The following is a 25,290-nucleotide window of genomic DNA, read 5'->3' as shown; positions in this document are numbered from 1 at the left end:
TCACCTGTGCAATGCAGCTTGCGCTTGCAATGCTTGCAATAAGCGTCGACGGAATCAGAACGACGTGCCGATCTGAAACTGGAACTTCTGATACTTGTCGGTCGCGTGTTTGACGACTGGAAAGCCGAGCGACAATTTCAGCGGGCCAATTGGCGAAATCCATTCGAGTCCCGCGCCATAGCTGTAGCGCAAGCCGTTTGCGCCGGTACTATTGCCTTCGCTGCCCCACACATTGCCCGCGTCGACGAAGGTGAAAACGCGCAGTGTTCTGTCCCATCCGGTGCCGGGCAGCGGGAACGTCATTTCGACGTTGGCCACGACCATTCGCGAGCCGCCAATCGGGTCGCCCGTGGTTTTGTCGGTCGGCCCGAGCGAGCCGGATTCGTAGCCGCGCACCGAGCCAATGCCGCCTGCGTAGTAGTTCTTGAAGATCGGATACGCCTTGCCGGCAAACCCATTACCATAGCCGCCCTGAAGATTGAGGCCCAGAATGAAGCCGCGCGAGAACGAGTAGTAGTACTGCGCCTGGAGGTCGGTCTTGTAGTACTCGGTGCCGCCCGCCGGCGTGCCGACTTCGCTATTGGCCTGCACGAAGTAACCGCGGCTCGGCACCAGTGCGCTGTCGCGATTGTCGCGCGCCCAGCCTGCTGTAATGGGCACGTTGTTGACCACATTGCCGAACTCGGCCACATAGTCTTTATAGCTTTGCGGCGTCGATGAATCCGTGCTCAGCCGGTTCTGCTCGAGTCCGAGGCCGAAATAGACGGTATCTGCCTCGGAGAACGGAATGCCGAACTTCAAATCCGCGCCCACGGTGATGATGCGAAAACTCGTATCGGTGTAGTAATAGAGCGGATAGGTGGTGCGGTAGTAGACGTCGGTAATACGCTTGATGCCGTCCACGGTGAAGTACGGGTCCGTTTGTGTAAGCGAAAGCGTGCGGTACGTCTTCGCCGTATTCACGTTCACGGCGAGGCTCGTGCCGGAACCGAACACATTGTCCTGCGAAATGCCGGCTGAAAGCACCACCTTGTCAGTGGACGAAAAGCCCGCACCCAGCGTAATCGCGCCGGTCGGCTTCTCGTTGACTTTGACATCCACGTCGACCTGATCCGGCGATCCCTCCACCGGCACGGTGGTCACGTCGACATCGGTGAAATAGCCCAGACGATTCACACGGTCCTTCGACAACATCAGGCGGTTCGAGTCGAACCACGAACTTTCGAGCTGACGCATTTCGCGGCGCACTACTTCGTCGCGGGTGCGGGTGTTGCCGGTCACGTTGATATGGCGTACATAGACGCGGCGGCTCGGGTCCACTTGCAGCGTCAGGTCGACCGTACGGTGTTGCTGATCGATCTTCGGCAATGCATTCACGGTGGCGAACGCGTAGCCGTATTCGCCGAGCTTGTCGACCACGGCCTTCGTCGCGGCCTGCAGCTTTTCCGCGGAAAAGCGCTCGCCGGCCTTGATGTTCACGAGTTTCGTCAATTCACTCTCGCGGTCGAGCAGGTTGCCCGCCAGCTTGATAGAAGAAATGGTGTACGGCTCGCCTTCGTGAAGCGTGACCGTCAGGTACATATCCTTCTTGTCCGGCGAAAGCGATACCTGCGTCGATTCGATGTTGAACTCCAGATAGCCGCGATTCAGGTAGTACGAGCGCACATGTTCCAGGTCGCCGGTGAGCTTGTCTTTCGCATACAGATCGTTTTTCGTGTACCACGAGAACCAGTTCGGCGTGGACAACTGCATTTCGTCGCGCAACGTGTCCGTGCTGAATACACTATTGCCGATGAAATTGATCTGCCTGATCTTTGCACTCGGACCCTCGGCCACGGAGAAAAGAATCGCCACACGGTTACGGTCGATCGGCGTGATCGTCGTCGTCACTTCCGCGGCGTAATAGCCGCGCGTCAGGTACTGGCGTTTCAATTCCTGCTCCGCCTTGTCGACGAGCGCCTTGTCGTAAGAGCGGCCTTGCGACAAACCGACGGCGCGCAGCGCCTTCGTCAGGTTTTCCTTGTCGAACTCGTGAATGCCCGCGAAGTCGATTGTGCCGACGGCGGGGCGTTCCTGAACGTGCACGGTGACGACATTGCCTTCGGTGGAAATCCGCACGTCGTTGAAAAAGCCGGTGGCATAGAGCGCGCGAATCGATTCGGAAGCCTTATCGTCCGTAAAGGGCTCTCCCTGCTTGATCGGCAGATAGGCGAAGAGGGTGCCCACTTCGATGCGTTGCAGACCTTCTATCTTGATGTCCTGCACGACGAACGGTTCGGCGGAATGCGCGGGGCTGCTTGCCAGCGTGATGCCGGCGAATGAAAGCGCGCCTGCCAGCCGGCTCGTTAAAGCTTGAAAGTTCATCTTGAGTTATCGATCCTGATGCAGCGCGCGCGAGCGCAGATGAGAACGCTCGAAGGCAAACGGCGCATTCGAAACGACGGTATTGGGCTCTGGAAAGCGCGAAGTATAGGGACGTGTGCGGCGGCTATCGTTACCGGAAACTTTCCGCGCCTTATGGTCGTGCGGTGTCCAATCTATCGACGAGGCGGTGCGCGGGGGCTGTCAGCGTTGTGCGTGGAAATAATGCGTTACAGAGGCGAAGAAAGCGTAGGGCGCGTGTAACCCAATGGCGCATGGGCGCTGCTATTGTGAAATCGGCGATTGCGCTACCGGCGTAACGCGATTTGGAGGGCGGGTCATGATGGAGTTCTTTACACCGGCGGTTCTTGCAGCGATCTTGCGTGTCAGTTCGACGCCGATCTTTTCGTTGCGCCTTGCTACAGCGTCGCTGCTCGTGCGCCGCGACGTGCCGCGCTCTGCGGTCGATGCGATCGATGCGGTCGCTATGGTCGATCCGGTCGATGCGCGCGAGCGCGGCAACCCCGCGCGAGAGGATGCGATTCGTGGCTGACATTTCGACTTTCATGCTGGATTCGATCACCGGCATGCAATTGACGGCGGACGGCCAGTACCTGCTGATTCACGGCAATCAGCCCACGGCCGCGCTGCATCGTTCGGTACTCAACGATCTTCTGGTGGCGCTGCCCAATGCCATAGAGCATGCGGACCGCGTGGCTCACGACGGTCAGGAGAGAGGTTTCGCACTGCATTGTCAGGGTTGGGAGGTCGGCCGGCTGGAAGGCATGGGCATGGTGGTGATCCGCTTTCGCCTATCGGCGAATGCGGGCCTGTCGTTTTCGTTGCCCGCCGAGCAAATTCCTCATCTGCTGCATGCGCTCGGCGGCGTGGTGGCTGCAAACGAGGCTCGTGCGAGCGATGTGACGCTGCAATAGCCGCATTCCATCCGTGAATACGCTGCCGGCGTCGGCGTGCTTTCTTTTCGCATTGCTGCGTCCTTCATTCTTTCCTTTCGTTACCTCTTTTGAAACTACGCAGTGTATTTCGGCGCATTCGCTTAAGGCCGCTCGTTTCCGTGATGCTGTGTACCGCCGGCTATGCACCGCTTGCCGGTCACGCGCAATTGAGCGGCGCGGCTGCGCAAGCCGAATCTGTCGACGGCGTATGGGGCCTGCGGCTCGCGCCGCAATTGACGGAGCAGCCTATGCGCGCGGGAGATCAGCCATTCGTATCGGCGATTGCCGATTCCGTCACGGCCACCGCGGACACGGACGTGTCGCTCAAGGGACACGCGCAGTTGCGGCGCGGCGTGTCCATCGTGAAGGGCGACGCATTGCATTACGACGTGGATACGGATAAGGCCGATGCCTATGGCAACGTACAACTCGTTCAGAATGGCAACGTGTTCGACGGCCCGGACGCGCATGTTTACCTGGCAGCGAATGAAGGCTATATCAGCGTGCCCAAATACCGGTTCCATCTCACGGGAGGTTGGGGCAGTGCGCGACGAGTCGATCTTCTGGATAAGGAACGCTCGGTCGTGCATCACGGCACGTACAGCGCGTGTCAATGCGAGTCGGACCCGGCCTGGTACGTGAAGGCATCGGAGTTCGACATGGATACCGGTACTGACGAGGGCATCGCTCATAACGGCGTGCTGTTCTTTCAGGGCGTGCCGCTGCTTGCGAGTCCGTGGCTATCGTTTCCACTGTCGGGCGCGCGGCGCAGCGGCCTGTTGCCGCCGACTTTCTCGATGAGTTCCACTAATGGCATCGACGTCGCGCTGCCGTATTACTTCAACCTTGCACCGAACTACGATCTCACGCTGACGCCACGTATCATGACGCGCAGAGGCGCAATGCTGACAGCCGATTACCGTTATTTGCGGCCCAACGATTCCGGTTCGATTTCAGTTGCCTGGCTGCCGCACGATGCAATAACCAACACAGAGCGCTATTCGATTGCGTTGAAAGAGAACTGGGATTTCGGCTCGGGATTCGGCGCATACGTCAATTACAACCGCGTCTCCGACTCCACGGTCGTAACCGATCTCGCGTCGGGCATTGCCTTTCCGACCGGCTCGACCACGCTGTATCAGCAGGAAGCCGGGCTCACCTATTCGAATGGACCGTGGACCGTATTGGCGCGCGAGCAGCGCTGGCAATCTTTTTCCAGCGACTCCACTTACAACCGCGAGCCGCAAGTCAATGTCCGCTACGCGCGCTACAACGTGGGCGGTTTTGATTTTGGCGCCGAGGCAGATGCGACGCGCTTCACCATCTCGTCGTCGGATATGACGCAAGGCAATCGCTTCGTTTTCAACCCGTATGTGAGCTATCCAATCGAGCGTCCGGGCTGGTTCATTACACCGAAGCTGGCGTGGCATTTCGCTGCGTATGATCTGACGTCGATCGGCTCCGACGTGCCCGCGGGCGAGCCCAAATCGTTCAGCGTGAACGTGCCGACGTTCAGCCTCGATTCCGGCATGCGTTTCGAGCGAAGCGTGCGGCTGTTCGGGCAATCGTACATACAGACGCTCGAACCGCGCCTCTTCTATGTGTACACGCCTTATCGCAATCAGTCGTATGTGCCGCTATTCGACACGGCCGCCGCGGATTTCGGACTCGCCGAATTGTTCATGGAGAACAGCTTTGTCGGTAATGACAGGGTGTCCGATGCGAATCGCGCGACGGCGGCATTGACCACGCGCTTCATCGACCCCTCAAGCGGAGACGAGCGCGCGCGCTTTGTTCTCGCGCAGCAATATGACTTTCGCACGCCGCGCGTGACGTTGCAGTCCACCGACAACATCAGCACGGTGGCGCGGACCGGCATTATTCTCGGCGCCTCATACAAGGTGGGGTCCAATCTCAGCGCGGAGCAGGCTGTCGAGTACAGTCAGGCCAATCATTACCTCACGCATGCGGAGGCCGGATTTGGCTGGGCGCCTGGCGCGCACGAGGTGTTGAATATGGCGTACCGCTACACGCGAGCCAATAGTACGCTCGACTATCAGCCGGTCAATCAGTTCATTGTCTCCGGGCAATGGCCGCTTGCGCGCAATGTCGTCAGCGTTGCGCGTGTCAATTACGACATGAGTGCGCATCGGCTGATTGCCGGCTTGCTTGGGATTCAATACGACGCTAACTGCTGGTCCCTCGGTGTCGCATTCGAAAAGTACACCAATGCGACGAGTTCGGCCACATCGCCGAGTACCGGAACCCGCATGCTGATGCAGCTTCAGTTGAAGGGCTTTTCGCAGGTCGATAACGGTTTGCTCAATCAGTTTCGCGCCAACGTGCCCGGCTATACGCCCGCGTCCACGGTGGAAGAACCGGTGTCGCGCTTCAGCGATTATCAATAGCGTTCTATTGCGGCGTGTGGATATCGGCGCTGGCGTCGTCGCACGAAAACTGCTCGGCCTCCGCGAGTATCCATTGCCTGAAGCCGAGTAGTTCCGGCCGACGTTCGCCATTCTCCGCACTGACGAGCCAATACGCGCCCGCCGAGTCAATCGTGTCGAAAGCCGCTTCAACGAGCGCGCCGCTCTCGAGGTCGCAATCCACCAACGGCTTGCGGCCGAGTGCAACGCCGAGTCCCATGCTCGCGGCTTCGAATGCGAGCTGGATGGTATCGACACGCAAGCCGTCGTCGGGATCGAGCTTCTCTGCGCCGGTCGCTTCGAGCCACGTCTGCCAGTCTTCGCTCGCGGCGTTCACGTGAATCAACGTGGCTTTCTCTAATGACGGCGCGCCATGCTCGTCGCGCAGCGACTCGAGATAAGCGGGGCTGCAAACGGGGACGAGTTGTTCTCCAAAGAGCCGCGTCCACGCGGCGCCCGCAACCGGTGCGCGGCTCAAGCGGATTGCGAAATCGAATCCATCTACTGGAAAGCCGACCTGGCGATGCGATGTGTCGACCGTCACGTTGGTATTCGGCCAACGCGCCTTGAAATGCTGCAAGCGCGGCAATAACCAGCGCGATGCAAACGTCGGCGCGCAACTCAACGCAATCGGCCGATTCGCGCGATGATTCGGCAGACGCTGTGTGCCGATCGCAATTAGCGAGAACGCCTCTGAAACATATGACAGATAGTCGGCGCCGGTCGCGGTCAGTGAAATGCCGCGCGGCTCGCGCACGAACAGTTCGACGCCGAGCGCTTCTTCGAGACCGACAATGCCGTGACTGACGGCACTCGGCGTCACATTCAATTCCGCGGCGGCGAGCTTGAAACTTTGATGCCTGCCCGCCGCTTCGAAAAAACGGAGCGCGGGCAAAGGCGGCAGACGTAGCGGCATGTTGCATCCCCATATGACGGCGCAACGCCCGCGAGGCCGCGTGCGTGCCGTTTCGCGACAGCATACCGCGACGTGGCGATTGTTTTGCAGCGGTTTTCATTGCAGTGCGGAAAGAAGTTCTTGCGCACTGTGCGACAAATTATTTGCGGAGGCTGTCGATACTCGGTGGATTCGATCGTCGTCTGCATATGGGCGGCGCGCCTTTAGCCCTTTAGCCCTTTAGCCGCTCACTTGTCCTTTCTCATCGATAGGAGATGCCAGATGACTGAACTGAACCAGGCTTCATCGACGCTCAAACCGGCCCGCGAACTGGCCGACTTGCCGCGCCGTTTTCCCGGCGAAAGCGCCGAATATCGGCGTGCACGCAACGAATTACTCGCTGAAGAAATCGAACTGCGCCGCCATATCGAACGCGTCGCCGCGCAGCGCCGCGCGTTGCCGCTTGGCGGCGCGGTGCCGGAGGATTATCGTTTCGAAGGAGAGTTGGGCCCCGTCACGTTGTCCGAAATGTTCGGCACTCACGACACGCTCGTCACCTATAACTGGATGTTCGGTCCGCAGCGCGAGCGGCCTTGCCCAATGTGTACTTCGCTGCTGAGTGCCTACGACGGCGAGATGCCCGACATTCTGCAGCGCGTCGCATTTGCGGTGATCGCGCGATCGCCGATAGAGAAACTCGCCGCCTTCAAGAAAGAGCGCGGCTGGCGTTATTTGCGGCTGTATTCGTCGGCGGGCAATACATTCAATCGCGACTATGCGGGAGAAGATCCGGACGGCGACGACGTGCCCGCATTCAACGTGTTCACGAGAAACAATGGGACGGTGCGTCACTTCTGGGCCGCGGAAAATGGGTCCGTGGACCGCCGACCCTGGCCAGGACCCGCGAGGCGCGCCCGACGTAATGCCGATCTGGACCGTGCTCGATATGACGCCAGGCGGCAGGGGCAGCGACTGGTATCCGAAGCTGCAATACGACAATGCACCGCGTTAGCGCGGCGCGCGGCAAGGGCGATTAGCTGGCTGCGTCGTTTGCCTGACTTTGCGCGAGCGCGGCTTGCAGATAGCCTGACACGGCGCCCGAACGCATGGGCGGACTGAACAGGTAGCCTTGCACCGCGCGAGCGCCCAATGCCTTGACCACTTCCGCTTGCGACGAAGTCTCGAGCCCCTCGACCACACATTCGAGCCCGAGGTTCTTGCACAGATCCAGTACCGATTTGACGATCTTCTTCGATGCGCTATTCGAATCGACGTCGGTCATGAAACTGCGGTCGATCTTGATCGAATCGAACGGAAGACGGTGCACGTAACTGAGGCTCGAATAGCCGGTGCCGAAATCGTCGAGCGAAACGCGGCAGCCTGCCTGCTTGATCATCGTGAGCGCGGAGCGGGCCTGCTCGAAGTCGCGCGTGACCGCCGTTTCCGTGATCTCAAACGACACGCGATGCGGCGGCACGCCGCTTGCCGAGACAATGTCGATAAGACGGCGCGCGCGTGCCGACGTCGAAATATCGATCGCGGAAAGATTGAACGACAGATAGAGTTCCGCTGGCCAATGCGGGACTTCGGCGAGTGCTTTATGCAGCAGTACTTCCGTAATCCGCAGAATGATTTCGGTGCGCTCCGCGATGCGGATGAACTCTTCCGGCTTGACTGCGCCGAGCCGCGGATTGTGCCATCGGCCGAGTGCTTCGAGTCCGATTGTCCGTCTCGTCACGACGTCGGAAATCGGCTGAAACTCCAGAAAGAGTTCGGACTCGAGTTCCGCATGACGCAATTCCTGCGTGACGAGACTCGAACGCCGAATGCGCGTTTCGTGTTCCGTGGAGAAGATCACCGCTGTGCCGCCGCGGCGGCCTTCCTTGCCGACGTAAAGCGCCGCATCCGCACGCTCGAACACTTGAGTAACGGTGTTGCCCGCGTCGGGAAATGCGGCCCAGCCGATCGTGCCCGACAGTTCCGCGATATTGCCCGCGACGCGATACGGCTGACTGAGCGCGTCGCAAATGCGCTGGCCCAATTCGAGCAGCGCATCGTTCGATTGCCGGTCTTGCGCGAGTACTCCGAATTCGTCGCCACCGAGCCGCGCGAAGAATATGCCGGGCTCGGCAAGCGCAAGCAGACGCACGCCGACTTCCTGCAGCACGAGATCGCCGCTCGCGTGACCGTAGATGTCGTTGACCTGCTTGAAGCCGTCGAGATCGATAAGGCCCACATTAAAGCCGCCGCCAGTGGCGAGCGCCTGCTCGGACAGCGCGCGCAGCGAGGCGAAAAAACTGCGGCGATTGGGCAGGTCGGTCAGGCTGTCGATGCTTGCGAGTCGAAAGTTCTCGTCGCTGAGTCGTTGAGTCTTCTCCTGACTCGCCTGCAAATCGCGCTGCGTGTGCACGACTCCCGCAAACGAGCGGTAATACAGTTCGATGATGAACGCGAGTGCGAGTCCGATAAGCGTCATGTCGATCGCCATCGCGATGAAAACCGGAGAGCCGGTGAAGACGAGGAACGTCGCAAAGCTCAGGATAACGATCGATAGCAGCAGCAACGCGGCCACGCGCAAATGCATCAGGCAGAACACGCAGCCCACTACCGTCGTCGCCATATAAAACGCGACGTGCGCCTGTTCATACGGCGTGCCGTAGGGCAGCAGCATCAGCGACCAGGTAGTGAATGCAATGCCGAAGATGCCCGCTACCCAGATGAGCCGGCGCAATTCGGGTACGGCTTTCTCGTGAGTCAGTACCAGGTTGCGGCCACGCCACCATCGCATGCAGCGTACGACACACAGCGTGCAAAGCGCGCCGGGAATGTAGATGGACATCCACGCCGGCGCGCTATGCAAATGCGTGAACGTGACGGCCATCGTATTGACGATCAGGATGAAGTAGAGAAGGGGAATCTGACGGCCGAACGCCTGGACCTGCGAACGCACGAGCTCGGGGTCTCCTTCCGCAACCGACAACGCTTCTCGCAATCTGGTTATTGCAACCATTCCTGTCCTTTAACATTTGCGCCGCATACGCAGCTTGGTATATCGGCAGGGGCCGGTCAGACCTTGAGCGCAGTCGATGCCAGCTTCAGTTTCGTGAGACGGTAAGAACGACCTGCGTGTTGCGAAAGGGGCGTTTATTCGCGCGTCGTTCGAGTAACTTTGACTTTGGGATTGCGGCTCAAAGCGTGGGACAGGACAGCACGCGCAAGGGTCCAAGCGTCGTACCCGGTTCGCCGTTCGTGGCGGGAGTGCCTTGCGGCGGCGTCGAAATGAGGCGCACGGCGTTCTCGCCGGCATTGGCCAGAACATACTTTTCGGCGCTGTTTTCAGGCTGCCAGTAAGCGCGAAACACGCCGTTTTCGCCGAATACGAGCAGCTTGCCATGCACCGTTTTCATTCCGCTGATGAGATCCACGGGCTCGCCGTCGCGTACCTGAAAAGCTTGCGGGGTTGCCGGATGAGTGGCGCTTGCGAGCGTCGCGCAGCCGTTTTCATCGGCTGAAGCAGTGCCGCCGACGAGCGCGCCGAGCAGTGCACATGTTGCAATATGGCGAAATTTCATCTTTTTCTTTCTCCCGATTGCTGGCTTGTCGGCGCGTTGCAAGGCGAATGCCGCTGCTCGCGGGCGGCACCATAACATAGTAAAAAATCGCTGGGCGATTGCGAGAGGCCGCGCTAAAGCACTGAAATTGCAACGGATTGTGATTCGACGCGTTCGCTGGTACGGCGCGAGAAACGCGTAAGCGCACGATTCTTATGGCACTTTGCCGAAGAAAATCGTCAAATCCCCAGTGGGCGGGTGAAACAAGGCTTACACGCGGGGTTTGCGCGAATGCGCGCCTATGCGTTAGTGTGTCGGTCCCGGCGCGACAGATGTAGCGCCGTTTCCATGATTACCATACGGGAAGTGCTATGAACAAACAGGAACTGATTGATGCAGTCGCCGCAGCGACGGGCGAAAGCAAAGCGGCCACGGGCCAAACCATCGACGCTATCGTTGAAGCGGTGACCAAAGCCGTGGTCGGTGGCGATACGGTGCAACTGGTCGGTTTCGGTTCTTTCTCGACTGGCGCGCGTGCAGCACGCGTGGGCCGCAATCCGTCGACGGGCGCCGAGATCCAGATCGCCGCAGCCAAGACGGTGAAGTTCACCGCAGGCAAGGCGTTCAAGGAAGCAGTCAACGCGTCGTAATGCAACGCGCTTCACACTGGAGCGTCCGCCATGCGCCGTCATGGCGCTGCGAGCGACGCCTCGAGTGTGAAGAATCGCGCGCTGCGCAGCCCCGATAGACGAACGCGTCGGCGGATGGCGCGGCGCGTGTGCGCCGGCTTTCGTCGAGCGCGCTCGACGCAGCGAGGCTGCGTCTGCAATCAGCTCGCGCGGCGCTTGCGCGTCGCTTCGGCGAGCGTCTCCAGCACCGGTTCCGTTTGCGTCCAGCTCACGCATGCATCGGTAATGGACACGCCGTAACGCAGCGGCTCGCCGGCCTTCAGATCCTGACGGCCTTCTTCCAGATGACTTTCAAGCATGACGCCGATAATGCGGCGCTCGTGCGCGGACAGTTGCTGCGCGAGATCCTGAACCACATCCAGTTGACGCAAATGCGATTTGCCGGAGTTCGCGTGCGAGCAGTCGATCATCACCTGTTCACGCAGCCCCGCTGATTTAAGCGCTGCACAGGTTGCCGCCACCGACGCGCTGTCATAGTTCGGCCCTTTCTTGCCACCGCGCAGAATCACGTGAGCGTCGTCGTTGCCGCGCGTTTCGAAGATCGCGGCCATGCCCATCTTCGTCATGCCCATGAACGCGTGGCTTGCGCGCGCGGCGACGATTGCATCAGCGGCAATCTGCACACCGCCGTCGGTGCCGTTCTTGAAACCGATCGGACAACTCAGGCCCGAAGCCAGTTGCCGATGACTCTGGCTTTCCGTTGTGCGCGCACCGATTGCGCCCCAGGCGATCAGATCGGCAATGTACTGCGGGCTCAGCAGGTCGAGAAATTCCGTTGCGGTCGGCAAGCCGAGTCCATTGATGTCGAGCAGCAATTGCCGCGCGAGACGCAGGCCCTCATTGATGCGGAAACTGCCGTCCAGACGCGGATCGTTGATATAGCCTTTCCAGCCGACGGTAGTGCGCGGTTTTTCGAAGTACACGCGCATGATGATCAGCAGGTCGTCTTTGTACGCGTCCGCGGCGGCTTTCAGTTTGTGCGCGTAGTCGATTGCCTGGTCGTGATCGTGAATCGAGCAGGGCCCGACGATCATCACGAGGCGGTCGTCGCGCCCGTGCAGAATGTCGGCGATTTCCACGCGGGTTTTTTCCACCAGCGATTGCACCGTGGGCGGCACGGGAAGTTCGTCCTGCAGCAGCGCGGGCGAAATGAGCGGACGTACCGCGCCGATGCGAACGTCGTCGATGCGGGTGGTGTCCTGGGTGGCGTCGGCCGAGCCGACTTCCTGGTCGTGCAGAGGATTGTCGATGGCGCTCAAGGTATTCTCCCGGACTTGTCGATGTGAGCTGGCCTTGCGGCCTTGAATGTGGGTGTCGTTGCGCGGTGGGTCGCGCGCAATTCGCTGCCGGGATTATGACATTCGCGCGCCACCGCGCACACCGCGCGGCTCGAGGGTGCGCGCGAAGTGAGCGAGAAGTGAGCAAAAGCCGCTCGAAAGCGTTGCTTAAAGCCGCTCGATCAGCGCCTTTGCAGCGGCCGGATTGCGTTCCTTGAAACCGCTGATCACGTAGAGATACACATCGCGTGCGGCTGCTTTCGCGGGCGGCGCGCCACAGGTTTCCAGATCGCCGGGCGTGGTGCCCGTCGCCAGTTGGCGCGCGCGTTCGGCCCATGCGTCGAGCGCTTTCGCCGGATAACCGTTGGCCTCTTTCTCGGTTGTGCCCATGATGCGCGCGTACACGAACGGCGCGGTGATGTCGGCGATCTGCGGATATTCGCTGTCGCCGGCCAGCACCGCTGCGACCTTGTATTTGCGTGCCAGCGCGATGAATTCGGGTGTCCTGAAGCTCTCGTTGCGCACTTCGATGGCATGCCTGAGCTTGATTCCTTCGATGCTCGCGGGCAGCAGCTTCAGGAAAGCCTCGAAATCTTCGCCGTCGAATTTCTTGGTCGGCGCAAACTGCCAGTTGACGGGGCCGAGCTTCTGTTTGAGCAGCAGCACGCCGCTCGCGAAGAAACGCTCGATGGTCTCGCCGGCATCCGCGAGTACTTTTCGATTGGTCGCGTAGCGCGGCGCCTTCAGCGAAAAGACGAAATCATCCGGCGTTTCCTGATACCACTTTTCATAGCTCTCCGGCTTTTGCAAGCCGTAGAACGTCCCATTGATTTCGATGGTCGACAACTGGCGGCTCGCGTATTCGAGCTCGCGCTTTTGCGTTAGATCTTCGGGATAAAACACCCCGCGCCACGGGGCATAGGTCCAGCCACCAATGCCCACACGGATTCGCGGTTTCGTGCGCGTTGCCATATGCGGTTTTCCTCGTTGTTCTGGTTTGCCTCGCGGCGCCCCGGTGTCGATTCGAGCGCTGACAGCCCTACGTTGCGTCAGGCAGTAGCTTACTCGATCGTGCGTCGCGTGTAAGGAAGGGGCGGGGCATTCATCAAAACGGGGGCTATCGCGGAAGCATCCGGTAAAGCCGATGTTCCGGTAAAGTCGCAACGAGTTGCCAGCCAGCGAGTGTTTCAGACAGGCGCCGTTGCGGATCGAACACTGCCAGGTACACCTCAGTGAATCGGGTTGGCAAGTCCGGAAATGTTTTTTGCAAGTCTGCTGCCCACGCGCGCAGCATATCGTCGTTTGCGCGGAATGCCTTATCGCCGTTTTCAATGTCGTCCTGGAACTTCCTCAACGCGGCGTTTTTGGTGCGGTAAAGCACCGGCTGTTGACCCGCCTTCAAATAGAGATCCGGTACGAGAACACGATCGAGCGTGGCGAGCGCGACGACTTTATCCAGATACGGATTCCACCGGTCAGGCGCCGTTCTTGGCGACGGGTACGTCGTATCCTGTTTGTACTGGAACAGAACAGAGCCTGATTTCAAGGACGCAAACGTAGCCCTGTATGCCTGAATGGCAGGCTTCGCCGCACGCCAGTCGGCAGTTACCGTCGCAATGCGGAACAGGAAGACGATAGTGAGCGCCACCGCGCCGGCACGTTGCAGACGCGGTCTCGAAGCCCGCACATCCACCAGTGCAGTCAGCAGGAACGCGAAGCTCAGCGCACATCGCTCGACAACGCCATAAGAAGCAAATGCGGAGAATGGCGCGAATAGGGCCACCAGCGGAAGCGCGATGACGGTTATCCGGCACTCAGGCTGACACGTCCACCACCTCAGTAGAAAGCCCACGGCTAACGTCAGGCCCAGGCTTGCCAGAATTGCAATGTCGGCGGGAGGATTACCGATTGCGAAGACATCGAGCCAGCGGCTCACTTTGGCGAATAGATGAATGAAACCGAAGTCGACGGAACCGCGAAGCCCGCCGGTACTGCTGTGCGCCAGCAATACCACGGGAAGTATCAACGGAACCAGGGTTGCACTCGCATGCCTGAACATCGACCGGATGCGGAACTTGTCTTCCTGTAGCAGACAGCCAAGCTCCCATGTTCCCGTGACCAGTGCAAAGACGGCCAAAGGAAACAGATGGCAAAAATAGATGAGAAGCGCGCTGCAAGACGAGACTGCGATTCGAGCGACCGTGGACCGGCGTAGCGTGACATGCAACGCTATGGCCCATAAACAAAGGCCGATTCCGAACAGAAAGTTGTCGTAGCCGCGAATCAGAATCCAGTTGTAGAGCAGCAGGAAACTGGTCAATGGGAACCATGACCAGCGGCCGTTCAGCGCACGGCTGAGGATCAGGCATCCCGAGCTGATCAACGCAAGTTCGACAACGATAAAGAGCCACGCAGCCCATTCCACCGGCATGAGCTTCGCGATCCACGGGACCGTCAGGTCCATCGCAAGATCGGGTAAGGGGTCCCACCGAACTACGAAGTCGCCGGCGTAGGAAACCGGATGCGCAAGGATGTCTATCCTGACGATATTATAAAAGTGCTGCCCCAACGGAGGTATCGACGAAACGAAGAGCGGCAATGAGGCCACGAGAGTGGCGATTAGCCAGACGGCCCACAGAGTCAACGGCCTGCCGCCCTGCACGGGCCCTCTTTGTGCAGTCATCAAATCCCCTTTCAGGTTGTTAAAGCGCTTTGCGTCGTGCGGGTAACGAACGAATCAAACAACCTTGAGGATCGAAGTCGCGAAAGTTCTAATCTCATCGAACTGGGTAACGAGTTCCAGGCACAACACGAATCCAAGCATCGCCGATAGTCCGGGGTAGCGCTCGATCCAACGCAATATAGGAGTTGCGTAAAGCGGTCTCACGGAATCGCGCGTCATGACATAGGTAATGACGATGCCGATCGCGGCGCCTGCCAACAGGTCCGTCGGATAGTGGAAGCCGAGGTAGGCGCGCGGAATGCAAATGAAAATGGCGACGTAGAGAAGCGCGAGAATGCCGATGCGGCGCGAGACGACAAAGAGTCCTACTGCGACCGACATCCACAGCATTGCGTGATCGCTAGGAAAGGAACTCCACGTTGACAACATGCTTTCGCTTTGCGGGACAAACGGGAAATGAAGGTTTAGCTCGGGGGAAAAGGCGGGGCGCATACGGAAGGGTAAAAAATGCGCGAGAAGCCTTCCTGCAAGAAGGGCCAACAGGCCACTCACGGCCGTTGCAATAACGACTTCACGCCTCCATTGCCGACGCTCCGCCGATTGAAACCATATCCACCACAAAGCCGGGATCAGAACCAGACCTTTGAAGGTGTACATGTTGGCAATGGCTTGCACCGCATGATTGCAGAGCGCACACGAATTGAATCCGCTAAGGAACGTCTCGATGCTCGTATCGAAGCTGTTCATTTTTCGCGTAGACAGTAAGGTTCGTACTGGGACCGGACGGCAACCCTCCGTCTTGCGGAGGGGTTCGCCCAACGAGTCGCTTTCCTACCTGCGGTACACCCAGATTATGATATTTGCCACCGTCGGAGGATCGACATCGGCTCCCGAATGCGCGCTTGCGCACGCTACGTTCCAAAAAATTTCCCGTTGTGGCCTGAAATGAAGAATGCTTTCAGATCGCCGTCACGGAACATCGGGTCACGCGCAAGCAGTCTCGCGAAGTACTGGTATGAGCGGCGAAGTTCAGGTCAGCACCACGCTCACGGCCTTGCACTCGACGGCAGGTATAGCAACAGCACGCTTATGAGAAGGAAGCCGGCGCCTGCGACGATCCGCGGCGAAACCGCTTCGCCTGACACGACGCCAAACACAAGAATCTCGAGGATCGTGACTGCAACCATCAGCGGATAAGCCACGCTCAGCTCGACGCGCTTGAGTGCCAGCGCATAAAGGCCGAACCCGGCACCATAAGCCGCTATCGCGGCGAGTCGATAAAGTAACGGCCGGCCACCGGTCGCGAACAACGAGGGGTCGGTATCAACCCGCGCCGCAATGCGCAAAAGAATGCTCGCCGAGGCACTACAGGTGCCGCTCAGAAACAGAAAAAAGAATTGCATCGATTGAATGGTCGAGGGTCAGCTTGCCGCTATCACCGTCGCTATGCAGAGGCAGACTACCAGCAGGCTAAGGCGGTTCTTGAAGGTGAACACAATCGGATCGTCTTGCATCTCGCCGCGAAAGGCCAACATCCACACACGGCTAATCCAGAAGAGCAGCAGCCCGAATAACAACCAGAGTGCGTGCGGGTGCCGATAGAGCATCCGTACATCGGATGAATTCATGTAGAGCGCGAGCACCAGTACCGCGACGTAGCCAGAAGCCGTGCCGAATGAACGCAGAATGCCGAGATCCTGCGTAACGTAACCGCGCCCGACTGCGCAAACTTTCGCTTCGCGCAATAGCGCGTCGAGCTCCGCGTAGCGCTTCACCATCGCGAGACTGAGAAAGATCAGAATAGAAAACATGATCAACCAGTCCGACAGGGGAATGTCCCCCGCGGCGCCGCCCGCCGCGACGCGGGCGGTGTAAAGAGCCGCGAGCACAAAGACATCGATAAGCACGAACCGTTTGAGCCTGAGCGAATAAGCAAGCGTAGTTGCGAAGTAGCCGGCCAATACGAGCTGAAATGTGGAAGGCAAAAGCAGGGCAAGACCCGCAGAGGCGACGAGCAGCGCACACCCGATAAGCATGCCGAAAGCGAGCGATAACTGTCCCGAGGCAAACGGCCGATTGCGCTTACTTATGTGGCGGCGGTCCGCATCGAGGTCCAGCATGTCATTGAGCAGATATACCGATGAAGCACAGAAGCAGAAGGAAAAAAATGCGATGCCTTCCGCTCGAAGCGTGTCCCCTTCGGTAAAACGGTGCGATGCGAGCAGCGGTACAAAAATCAGGAGATTCTTGACCCACTGATAAACACGCATTTCCCTGACGGTCAGGCCGATGAGCGATCGCCGCTCCTCGAAGAAGAGAACCTTCTGATTCACCATCTCGGCCGCCTCGGCGATCGGGCGCGTTCCCACAACGATTGCCCGTCTGCACTGTTTCCACACGGGTACGTCGCACAGCGCGTTGCCGCAATAGTCGAAGCCATGCGGACCGAATTCCTCGGACAAAGCGCACGCCTTCTGGACGCCGGAGAGATTCAGAGCGTCGTTGCTCGCGAGAATACCCGCGAAGAAACCGAAGTATGAGGCTATCTGTTCCGCGAACTTGCGGTTCGCAGCCGTGCATAAATAAAGATCCCTGCCACTGGATCGCTCTGCACGCAGGAACGCCACGAGGCGCGCGTTATAGGGAAGCAATGTCACATCGATTGCTGCCCGCTGGGCAATCTGCGCTTTCAGATGCGCTTTGCCGCGAAACAGCCAGCCAATACAAAAAAACGCATACAGTGGATTTCGCTTTATCAGCACGAGGAAAGATTCGACCAGAAGGTCGGTGCTGGTCAGCGTGCCATCGAGATCGACGCAAAGGGGTACGCTCGCCTGGGACATCATCACCTCGTGTGAGTCTGGGCTGCATGCCTGATTCGTCAGGCAACGCGCATTGCATACACTTTCCTCTTCAAGAATAGTGCTCGATTTGCTCTGCACTGTGCGTCAGAACACACTTGTCGCGGCGTCGTTAAAAAAACTGTCACACTGGCTAAAGCGCAACTGTTCTTCAGGTTTCCTTAAGGTTTTGCGCATAGCATCTGAGCGATATATGCGCCTTCGGTTCAGATGCTGATGCCGGTTGCGGACAAACCTTTTCTGCGATCTCTTGCCCGTCGCTGGAAACCGCGCCATGCGGCGAACCGAATGGCGGGCTCGCTGCTATGACGAATTAGCCCGCCTCGCGAAGTTAGCGCGGCTTCTCACCTTCCATCGGCTCGCCTAACACGAACGGCCCACCTTGAAAGCGCTGCGCGGGATCGTCGCGCGAGTCGTCAGGCGCCGTTGCCGGAAAGCGCGACGCGAACGGCGCGGAACTGTCGCGCGGATTGAAGCCGAGGAACGCGGCCTTGGTGTTGTCCCACCACTTGACCGGATTGTCCGACGCGCCGTACACGACCACATGCCCCACGCGATTGGTGAACAGCGAGCAGCGCACGAGTTCGATGAAGTCGCGATAGCTCAGATAGGTGACGAGCATCCGCGGATTTTTAGGCTCTTCAAACGACGAACCAATGCGCATGCACACCGTTTCTATCCCGAAGCGATCGTAGTAGTAGCGCGACAGCGCTTCGCCGAAGCACTTGGTCACGCCATACAGACTATCGGGGCGCTGCGGCGCATCGGCGTCGATTACTTCAGTTACCGGATGAAAGCCGATCACATGATTCGAACTCGCGAACACGATCCGCTTGACACCGTGTTTGCGCGCGGCTTCATACAGGTTGTAAGTGCCGGCGATGTTCGCGCCGAGCAGATCGTCGAATGGCGCGTCGATGGAAATGCCGCCGAGGTGCACGATTGCGTCGACACCGGCCACGAGTTGCATCACCGCTGCGCGGTCGGCGAGATCGACCACACTCGTTTCTTCATGCGCCGCGGGATCGCCGAGACTCGCAATGTCGGTCACGCGCACGACCTCGGCCCATTCCGCGAGTGCGCCGCGCAACTGCCGGCCCAGGTTGCCGGCGCCGCCTGTCAGAAGCAGGCGCCGGAACGGCTTGCGATCTACTGTGGACGATTCGCTGATGGTTTGGCTCATCGATAAAACTCCTGCCTATTGCGTGGTTAAATTGCAAAAACGTTTTTGTGCGGCCGGCGACCGGCGGCACGCCGAAGCCTGCAACTGAATCAAAACAAACGCGCGCCAGCCCATTTCTGCGACAATCCGTTAACAGGAGAACCCGTTAACTGCGCGATGAAAAAACTTCCTCCAACTATTCGCGACGTCGCGGCTGCCGCGGGCGTATCGGTCGCAACCGTGTCCAAGTTCATGAACGGCGCGCAGCGCTTCTCGCCACCCGTCGAGGCGCGCCTCAAAGCGGCGATCGAAGATCTCGGCTACCGTTCGAATCCGCTTGCGCGATCCATGATTACGGGCCGCACACGCGCGATCGGATTGACGATTCTCGACATCAGCAATCCGCACTTCACTAACGTCGTGAAGGGCGCGAACCGCATTGCGCTGCGCCACGATTACACGCTGCTGCTCGTGGATACCGACGAAAACCAGGCGCGCGAAAAGCCGTTGATCGAAGCACTCGCGCAGCGCGTCGACGGGCTGATCATCAGCTCGCGCATGTCCGACAGCGAGTCGCAATGGCTGCTCGATCTCGACAAGCCGCTCGTGCTGTTGCGGCACAGCGAGACCCTGCCAATCCCGAGCGTGGGCATCGACAACCGGCTCGCAACCTACATGCTCGCGCGGCACCTGCTCAATCTCGGGCATCGTCAGATCGCTTATCTCGGCTTTGGGCAGGCACGCATCAACGACGAGCGTATTCGCGGCGCGCGCGATTGTCTCGAGGAAGCGGGTCTCACGCTCGACGTGTACGACGCGCATGCGCCCACTGCGCATGCCGGCGAACACGCGTGCTCGCGCGTGATGCTTGGACCGCACAGGCCGCAAGCGGTGATCTGCTACAACGACCTTATCGCGCTCGGCTTCATGAAAGAGGCGGCGTCGCTCGGCATCAAGCTGCCGCAAGAGTTGTCGGTGACCGGCGTCGACAACGTTCCGTACGGCGAATATGCGGCCCCCGCGTTGACCACCGTCGATATTCAAAGCGAGAAGATGGGCGAACTCGCGATGCAAAAGCTGATCGATCAACTCGCGGGCCACGCGCAAACAGGGCATTCGATGTGCGAGCCGAGGCTCATCGTGCGTGAATCCACGGCGGCCTGCGGCTGACACATATCGCGCTTTCAACCCGTACTTCTCGCGCTTCTCGCGTTGTTGTTACGCTTCGAGTTTCGCCGGCGCCATACGCGGCGTCAGCAAGTGCATCACGCCAAACGCGACGAGATAGGCGAGCGCGCCGATAGCGAACAGTACCCAGTAGTGCCCCGTGCGTTGCAGTACCTGGCCGATTACTTCGGAGAACAGCACGCCGCCAATCGAACCGGCCATTCCGCCGATGCCCACCACCGCGCCGAGCGCGCGCTTCGGAAACAGGTCCGACGCCGTGGTGAACAGATTCGCGGACCAGCCCTGATGCGCTGCCGCCGCTAGGCCGACGATCGCAACCGCGCCCCACAGATTGTCGACCTGCGAGACGAATGCAATCGGCAGCACGCAGCACGCGCAGATCAACATCGCGGTCTTGCGCGCGGCGTTCACCGTCCACCCTGCGCGCAATAGTGCCGACGAAAGCCAGCCGCCGCCGATGCTGCCCACGGTCGTCATCGCGTAGATGCACACGAGCGGCAGGCCGATATGCTGCATGTCCATGCCGCGCGATTCGTTGAGCCACTTCGGCAGCCAGAACAGATAGAACCACCATACCGGGTCGGTCAGGAACTTGCCGATCAGGAACGCCCATGTCTGGCGCTTGCGGATCAATACGCCCCAACCAGGCGCACGCGCGTTCACGTTGGCGGCGTCGAGTGCTTCGACTTCGTCGCGTGCCTCGTCGAGATCGTCGTCGTGTGAGCGCGGTTCGGCCGAGCGGTAGAACGCGAACCATACAACGAGCCACAGCAAGCCCAGCGCGCCGATGATCACGAACGCCGCGCGCCAGCCAAACGCGAGCGCAAGCGGCGGAATGATCGCGGGCGCGAACACGGCGCCGATATTCGCGCCCGAGTTGAAGATGCCGGTTGCAAGCGCGCGCTCGCGTCGCGGAAACCATTCGGCGGTGGTCTTGATGGCGGCCGGGAAATTGCCGCCTTCGCCTATGCCGAGCAGCGCGCGGACCATCGCGAAGCCGGTGACCGAACCCACCGCGGCGTGCAGCATCGCGGCCACGCTCCACACGAGCATGGCGAGCGCATAGGAAATGCGCGTGCCGAGCCAGTCGACGATGCGCCCGAAGCATAAAAGCCCCACTGCATAGAACGCTGAAAACGCGATCACGATGCGGCCGTACTGCACCTGCGTCCAGCCGATGTCGTGCTGCAGCAGCGGCGCGAGCAGCCCGAGAATCTGGCGGTCCATGTAGTTGATGACGGTCGCGAAGAAGAGCAGTGCGCAGACCGTCCAGCGGTAGCGGCTGGCTGTACGGGCAAGACCGAGTACGGCAGTTTGCATGGATGTCTCCGTCGCACGGCTTCGCTCGTCGCGCCACGCTTTTCTGTGCCGGGCGACGAGCGCCCGGGCCCGCGGCGCAGCACCCGGCGCAGTCGCGCGCGGTCAGCGATTTGGACCCAATTAGGAAAACGTTTTTCTAGAATAGAAGCTTTGCGGCCGCAATGCTAGTGCTGAGTTTACCTAGGGTTGTGCGCGACGGCGAAATAGTGGGAGGATAAGCGCCTTGCACTGAGTTAATCGTTTTCTCGAAGGTTGCCAGGAGCCGCCGAGCTCTATCCAACACTAATCAGGAGACAGACATGCGTTCCCCACGAAAGTCCATCGGCAGGTGTGCTGTGAGTACGTTGACGCTTCTTCTCATGTCGGCCTGCGGCAGCGGCACCGACGATGCGAACCAGCCGCCCGCGCCTACGCCCACGCCGACAGCCGCGCCGTCGCTGCATGCAATCGTTTATGGCGCGAGCGATACCAGTGTTCCGCGAGGAACCGATGTGCCCATTACGATGATGGGCCAGATGCGGGCGCTCTTCGATCTGATCAGGAAATCGCCGGACTTCACGCAGGTCGTGATGGATCTCGGCGACGGCACTCCGGTACACGTTCTCGACACCAACACGGGCGACAAATTCCTGCCCGGCAAACTCGCGCTCGGCCTTTCGTACATCCTGATCGATATGAAGGCGAAGGGCGATCCGAAATACGCGGACTATCTGGCGACCTACCAGAAGATCACCACCGCGATGATGGCGCAGCCGAGCGGCGGCAATTACACCTACGCCAATACTTCGTGGGGCGAATACTATTACCTGGTGGCGCTGAACAACTTCAAGGCGCACGGCATGCTCAATGAAGTATTCAGCGACACAATGCTGGCGACGCTGCAAAACCGTCTAACCTTCTGCGACATGTTCGGCGCGGATTCGAGCGGAAAGACGAATACATGTCCTGCGGCCGGCGTGCCGATCGACGTTGCATCGCTGAATACCGCGCAGAATTACTATGCTGTGTCCTACGGCATTGCTGGATTACGGCAGAAGCTCGGCTGGAGCAATCCGACCTTTTCGTCCGCGACCGACCCGGCCGTTGCCACGATGAACGCGCGCGACGCGTTGCTGTACACGCTGACGAACCATATCCGCAACGATTCGTCAGGCGGCTTCTCCGACGAAGCATCGAACACGCACACGACCTATTACGACCAGGCGCGCTTCGACAGATACAGCACGTTGCTGATCGGCGAAGTAGTCGAGCGCACACTCGAAATGGGCAACGAGGCCAATCTCACGCCGGAATTGAAGGGCTATTTGAGGAAATCGGTCGATCTTATTCTTCCTCAATTGAACGCGGACGGCGAGGGCTTCAACTATGGACGGTCCATTGGTCCTTATGGCGATTCGGCATTCATGGAAGTTCTCACTGCCGCAGCCAATGCCGGCGTATTGACGCCGCAGGAAATGCAGATCGCCTATACGTTCATCTATAAGGCGGCTCGCCGCTATGAAACGTTCTGGTATGACCCGACGTTGCCGACTCCGTCGGTGAACATGTGGGTGAAAGGCCGCGGCACCGATACTTACCGCGGCAAGCCGCGCGTGATGGGCGAGAACTTCAGCCTGCTGCATCAGTACATGTATGTCGATGCGTGGTGGAGCAAACTGGGTTTCGGCGGCAAGGCGCCGATGGCCGACTCCGACTATCAGGCGTGGCTCGATGCAAGGCCGCGCTATACGCTGACCTGGTACAACCAGCCCACCGATACCGCCCACCCGTACAGTGCGGCGCTTCTGACCGTGCGTGACGGCAATCGTGTCATCAATCTGAATCTGAGCCAGGCGCCCGACTACAATTCATTCACGCCGTATTACCCGGTTCCTTTCTCCGACAAACTTATCTATGGTACGACCGATCTCGGCTATGCATTGCTGATTCCGCAGGTGTCGTATAACGGCAAGACTTACATACCCGTCACCTACTATAAAAATCTCAACGTCACGGAGAGTAATGGTCAGGTGATCGTGTCGTTCGACACGGCGAAGTTCAGACAAGCCGTGAAGAACGCGGCGTTCTCGACCGACCTCGATTTGCAGGCGCATACGGTGCTCACATTCGGCCGAGGCACGCTGACGCGCACCGATACGCTGAGCTCGGCGACGCTGACCGGCAATGTGACGGTGGAAACCGACTTCACTTCATTCGCCGATTACCAGAGCACGACCGCCAACGGCGACGGCTTCTCGGTCAATTACGCCAATAACGCCAATAGCAATGCGACCGGCTACGGCACCACGGGTTTCGACAGTTGCGCGCTGTCGAACTTCGATACGACAGCGGGCGGCGCCACGAACCCCTTGTCGACGACGCCGATCGGCCAGTTGCACTCGAACTTCGCGTGCACGACGCAGCCGTTCACGATCAACGCCGGCAGTACCCGCACGTTCGGCTGGAGCCTGAAGTACAGCAGTTAGCGTTAGCGTTGTTCTTCGTTCGTCTTTGCTGCGGTGGCTCGATGATCGGATACGAGCGTCCGCAGCATCGACGGATCATCGGCAGGTTCACGATCCAGACGCCGCGATCGAACCATCTTGCGCATGGCCAGACGCGCCATCCTGGCCCAGCCGGAAGGACGCGGATCGGCAAGCATGCTGAGCGCGCGCGCATAGTCGAGCGTGAGGCCGGGCGTCCACGCCATCGTCGCCGCGCGTTTGCGTATTTGCGCAGCAACCCATAGCTCCGGCGTCGTGATCACGCGAAGAAAAGGCCGCCACCCGCCGAGGCCGCCGACGCCACCGAGGCCGCCCCATACGCGTGTCGAAGCCCCTTCGATCGCCGCCTCGAGCGCGCGCGAGACACTGCTCGAACAGTTGCGGGACGTCAGGTTATACGTGGTGTCCTGCCGGTACGCGTCCCAGAAGCGGCGCAAGCGGGCCGGATCGTAATTGCGTATGCGCACCTGAACCGTCGACGGACACCACGCCTTCGATTCCGTCGCATAGTCAGGCTGAAACACGCCGGGCACATCGTTCTCGCGCGTGGCACGCAGGAGCCGCGCGAAGTCATCCGGCGAACGATCGAATTCCACCGCGGGATAGAGGCTCACGTAAATGCCATCAGGTGCTTCGAGCGCCGCGTGCCCGGTCGAGATCACACCGTTGCGATCCACCGCCGCGATATAACGATCGACAATCGGCTGTCGCCGCGCCTCGCCTTTGGCCGATCCGACGGGGGTCCACACATGCACGGTGAGCGCGGCTTCGTCGGCGGCGGGCGGGCCGTCCCATTCGATGTTCGTCATCGCGGCCCGAGTCGCTGCATCGCTGTTGTCCGATCGTTCGGCATCCGAATCGACTGCGGGATTCGACACGAGGCGCCGCGCCCGCGTACTCAGCAACAACAGATTCCAGCCGCCGAAGATCAAACCGAGGCCGAGGCAATACGGTACGGTGCCGACATAATGCGTGGGATAAGGCTGATAGAAGAAGAGCGCCAACGCGATTTCCACGCCACCGCCAATCGTTGCGAGCCGCCACGTACGGTAGCGCACGACATGCGCCGAGACGATCTGCAACAGGCCATCGGCGAGAAACAGCGTGCCGAAAATCATCGACAGGGCGAAGTGGCCATGATGATGACCCGCGAGAATCAGCGCCGCCGCCAACGAGAACGCAATGCCCTTCGCATAGCGCAGCGTGCGCTGGCCGCCCATGCCGGTCCACGCGACCGCGAGCGTGGCGAGCCCTTCGAGCAGCAACAAAACCGCAAACGGCGTGATCGGAAAATAGAGCGCGCCGTCGAGCGCGTCGATGAACACGACGATGCCGAGCAGCAGGCTAGCCGCGCCCATCATCCTGAGCGAGCGCCAACGCGTGCGCAGGTAATCGACGCCGAGCAGAATCATGACCAGACGAACCATAACGAATCCTC

General features: G+C 59.7%; 18 protein-coding genes and 2 pseudogenes. 7 read left to right on the top strand and 13 right to left on the bottom strand.

The window, feature by feature from the left end; genetic code table 11:
- Positions 1–54 precede the first annotated feature (54 nt).
- Positions 55–2,289: pseudogene (gene bamA / locus ABIE53_RS19490) on the bottom strand (outer membrane protein assembly factor BamA); the annotation flags it as partial.
- Positions 2,290–2,701: 412 nt separating this feature from the next.
- Between bamA and ABIE53_RS19485 the strand changes: the two are divergent.
- The 3 genes from ABIE53_RS19485 to ABIE53_RS19475 all read left to right on the top strand — a co-directional run bounded on the left by ABIE53_RS19485 (position 2,702) and on the right by ABIE53_RS19475 (position 5,725).
- Positions 2,702–2,914 (top strand): hypothetical protein, encoded by a 213-nt coding sequence (locus ABIE53_RS19485; RefSeq protein WP_192699822.1) that lies wholly within the window; start codon positions 2,702–2,704, stop codon positions 2,912–2,914.
- Positions 2,907–3,296 carry a hypothetical protein gene (locus ABIE53_RS19480; protein ID WP_006049838.1) on the top strand — a complete coding sequence of 130 codons (390 nt, stop codon included), beginning with the start codon at positions 2,907–2,909 and terminating at the stop codon, positions 3,294–3,296. Before ABIE53_RS19485 ends, ABIE53_RS19480 begins: the two co-directional genes overlap by 8 nt.
- A 143-nt stretch (positions 3,297–3,439) precedes the next feature.
- The gene (locus ABIE53_RS19475; RefSeq protein ID WP_192699914.1) at positions 3,440–5,725 is read left to right on the top strand and encodes an LPS-assembly protein LptD; all 2,286 of its coding nucleotides are present in this window, start codon (positions 3,440–3,442) and stop codon (positions 5,723–5,725) included.
- A gap of 4 nt (positions 5,726–5,729) precedes the next feature.
- Here ABIE53_RS19475 and ABIE53_RS19470 read toward each other — a convergent pair whose 3' ends face one another.
- Positions 5,730–6,659 carry a LysR substrate-binding domain-containing protein gene (locus ABIE53_RS19470; protein WP_192699823.1) on the bottom strand — a complete coding sequence of 310 codons (930 nt, stop codon included), beginning with the start codon at positions 6,657–6,659 and terminating at the stop codon, positions 5,730–5,732.
- A 261-nt stretch (positions 6,660–6,920) separates the two neighbouring features.
- Between ABIE53_RS19470 and ABIE53_RS19465 the strand changes: the two are divergent.
- Positions 6,921–7,650, top strand: a pseudogene (locus ABIE53_RS19465) (DUF899 family protein).
- 21 nt (positions 7,651–7,671) lie between these two features.
- Here the strand turns inward: ABIE53_RS19465 and ABIE53_RS19460 are convergent.
- Together ABIE53_RS19460 and ABIE53_RS19455 are read right to left on the bottom strand one after the other, a co-directional pair.
- Positions 7,672–9,648, bottom strand: coding sequence for a putative bifunctional diguanylate cyclase/phosphodiesterase (locus ABIE53_RS19460; protein WP_376915886.1), 1,977 nt, complete (start codon positions 9,646–9,648; stop codon positions 7,672–7,674).
- Between the two features lie 178 nt (positions 9,649–9,826).
- Positions 9,827–10,210 carry a hypothetical protein gene (locus ABIE53_RS19455; protein ID WP_192699826.1) on the bottom strand — a complete coding sequence of 128 codons (384 nt, stop codon included), beginning with the start codon at positions 10,208–10,210 and terminating at the stop codon, positions 9,827–9,829.
- Positions 10,211–10,560: 350 nt separating this feature from the next.
- On the opposite strand from ABIE53_RS19455, the gene ABIE53_RS19450 reads away from it, so the two are divergent.
- Positions 10,561–10,839 (top strand): HU family DNA-binding protein, encoded by a 279-nt coding sequence (locus ABIE53_RS19450; protein ID WP_006049832.1) that lies wholly within the window; start codon positions 10,561–10,563, stop codon positions 10,837–10,839.
- A 179-nt stretch (positions 10,840–11,018) separates the two neighbouring features.
- On the opposite strand, the gene ABIE53_RS19445 is transcribed toward ABIE53_RS19450, so the two are convergent.
- The 7 genes from ABIE53_RS19445 to ABIE53_RS19415 form a co-directional block, all read right to left on the bottom strand.
- The gene (locus ABIE53_RS19445) at positions 11,019–12,137 is read right to left on the bottom strand and encodes a 3-deoxy-7-phosphoheptulonate synthase (RefSeq protein WP_310076273.1); all 1,119 of its coding nucleotides are present in this window, start codon (positions 12,135–12,137) and stop codon (positions 11,019–11,021) included.
- A 186-nt stretch (positions 12,138–12,323) separates the two neighbouring features.
- Positions 12,324–13,127 carry a DUF72 domain-containing protein gene (locus ABIE53_RS19440; protein WP_192699827.1) on the bottom strand — a complete coding sequence of 268 codons (804 nt, stop codon included), beginning with the start codon at positions 13,125–13,127 and terminating at the stop codon, positions 12,324–12,326.
- A gap of 145 nt (positions 13,128–13,272) precedes the next feature.
- Positions 13,273–14,619 carry a hypothetical protein gene (locus ABIE53_RS19435; protein WP_310076277.1) on the bottom strand — a complete coding sequence of 449 codons (1,347 nt, stop codon included), beginning with the start codon at positions 14,617–14,619 and terminating at the stop codon, positions 13,273–13,275.
- Between the two features lie 273 nt (positions 14,620–14,892).
- The gene (locus ABIE53_RS19430; protein WP_006049828.1) at positions 14,893–15,585 is read right to left on the bottom strand and encodes a phosphatase PAP2 family protein; all 693 of its coding nucleotides are present in this window, start codon (positions 15,583–15,585) and stop codon (positions 14,893–14,895) included.
- A 299-nt stretch (positions 15,586–15,884) separates the two neighbouring features.
- Positions 15,885–16,148, bottom strand: coding sequence for a DMT family transporter (locus tag ABIE53_RS19425; protein WP_310401436.1), 264 nt, complete (start codon positions 16,146–16,148; stop codon positions 15,885–15,887).
- Between the two features lie 111 nt (positions 16,149–16,259).
- Entirely contained in the window at positions 16,260–17,681 is a 1,422-nt protein-coding gene (locus ABIE53_RS19420) for a UbiA family prenyltransferase (RefSeq protein WP_192699830.1), read from the bottom strand.
- Between the two features lie 349 nt (positions 17,682–18,030).
- Positions 18,031–18,882 carry an NAD-dependent epimerase/dehydratase family protein gene (locus ABIE53_RS19415; protein ID WP_374710228.1) on the bottom strand — a complete coding sequence of 284 codons (852 nt, stop codon included), beginning with the start codon at positions 18,880–18,882 and terminating at the stop codon, positions 18,031–18,033.
- A 156-nt stretch (positions 18,883–19,038) separates the two neighbouring features.
- Between ABIE53_RS19415 and ABIE53_RS19410 the strand changes: the two genes are divergently transcribed.
- Positions 19,039–20,031, top strand: coding sequence for a LacI family DNA-binding transcriptional regulator (locus ABIE53_RS19410; RefSeq protein ID WP_006049824.1), 993 nt, complete (start codon positions 19,039–19,041; stop codon positions 20,029–20,031).
- A gap of 48 nt (positions 20,032–20,079) precedes the next feature.
- On the opposite strand, the gene ABIE53_RS19405 is transcribed toward ABIE53_RS19410, so the two are convergent.
- Complete coding sequence (locus tag ABIE53_RS19405) at positions 20,080–21,369, bottom strand: MFS transporter (protein WP_006049823.1); 1,290 nt, start codon at positions 21,367–21,369, stop codon at positions 20,080–20,082.
- A 299-nt stretch (positions 21,370–21,668) separates the two neighbouring features.
- Between ABIE53_RS19405 and ABIE53_RS19400 the strand changes: the two genes are divergently transcribed.
- Positions 21,669–23,834 (top strand): hypothetical protein, encoded by a 2,166-nt coding sequence (locus ABIE53_RS19400; RefSeq protein WP_192699831.1) that lies wholly within the window; start codon positions 21,669–21,671, stop codon positions 23,832–23,834.
- A gap of 2 nt (positions 23,835–23,836) precedes the next feature.
- Here ABIE53_RS19400 and ABIE53_RS19395 read toward each other — a convergent pair whose 3' ends face one another.
- Positions 23,837–25,279, bottom strand: coding sequence for an HdeD family acid-resistance protein (locus tag ABIE53_RS19395; protein ID WP_192699832.1), 1,443 nt, complete (start codon positions 25,277–25,279; stop codon positions 23,837–23,839).
- Positions 25,280–25,290 lie beyond the last annotated feature (11 nt).

The organism is Paraburkholderia sp. OAS925 (genome assembly GCF_040543975.1).
Taxonomy (GTDB): Bacteria; Pseudomonadota; Gammaproteobacteria; order Burkholderiales; family Burkholderiaceae; genus Paraburkholderia; species Paraburkholderia graminis.
The sequence above is the reverse complement of the archived record's forward strand: the minus strand, read 5'-3'. Positions and strand labels throughout refer to the sequence as shown.

Coding starts and splice junctions, on each gene's coding strand:
- ABIE53_RS19485 (WP_192699822.1), top strand. CDS start 2,702: ATGATGGAGTTCTTTACACCGGCGGTTCTTGCAGCGATCTTGCGTGTC.
- ABIE53_RS19475 (WP_192699914.1), top strand. CDS start 3,440: ATGCTGTGTACCGCCGGCTATGCACCGCTTGCCGGTCACGCGCAATTG.
- ABIE53_RS19470 (WP_192699823.1), bottom strand. CDS start 6,659: ATGCCGCTACGTCTGCCGCCTTTGCCCGCGCTCCGTTTTTTCGAAGCG.
- ABIE53_RS19460 (WP_376915886.1), bottom strand. CDS start 9,648: ATGGTTGCAATAACCAGATTGCGAGAAGCGTTGTCGGTTGCGGAAGGA.
- ABIE53_RS19455 (WP_192699826.1), bottom strand. CDS start 10,210: ATGAAATTTCGCCATATTGCAACATGTGCACTGCTCGGCGCGCTCGTC.
- ABIE53_RS19450 (WP_006049832.1), top strand. CDS start 10,561: ATGAACAAACAGGAACTGATTGATGCAGTCGCCGCAGCGACGGGCGAA.
- ABIE53_RS19440 (WP_192699827.1), bottom strand. CDS start 13,127: ATGGCAACGCGCACGAAACCGCGAATCCGTGTGGGCATTGGTGGCTGG.
- ABIE53_RS19435 (WP_310076277.1), bottom strand. CDS start 14,619: ATGGACCTGACGGTCCCGTGGATCGCGAAGCTCATGCCGGTGGAATGG.
- ABIE53_RS19430 (WP_006049828.1), bottom strand. CDS start 15,585: ATGAACAGCTTCGATACGAGCATCGAGACGTTCCTTAGCGGATTCAAT.
- ABIE53_RS19420 (WP_192699830.1), bottom strand. CDS start 17,681: ATGTCCCAGGCGAGCGTACCCCTTTGCGTCGATCTCGATGGCACGCTG.
- ABIE53_RS19415 (WP_374710228.1), bottom strand. CDS start 18,882: ATGAGCCAAACCATCAGCGAATCGTCCACAGTAGATCGCAAGCCGTTC.
- ABIE53_RS19410 (WP_006049824.1), top strand. CDS start 19,039: ATGAAAAAACTTCCTCCAACTATTCGCGACGTCGCGGCTGCCGCGGGC.
- ABIE53_RS19405 (WP_006049823.1), bottom strand. CDS start 21,369: ATGCAAACTGCCGTACTCGGTCTTGCCCGTACAGCCAGCCGCTACCGC.
- ABIE53_RS19400 (WP_192699831.1), top strand. CDS start 21,669: ATGCGTTCCCCACGAAAGTCCATCGGCAGGTGTGCTGTGAGTACGTTG.
- ABIE53_RS19395 (WP_192699832.1), bottom strand. CDS start 25,279: ATGGTTCGTCTGGTCATGATTCTGCTCGGCGTCGATTACCTGCGCACG.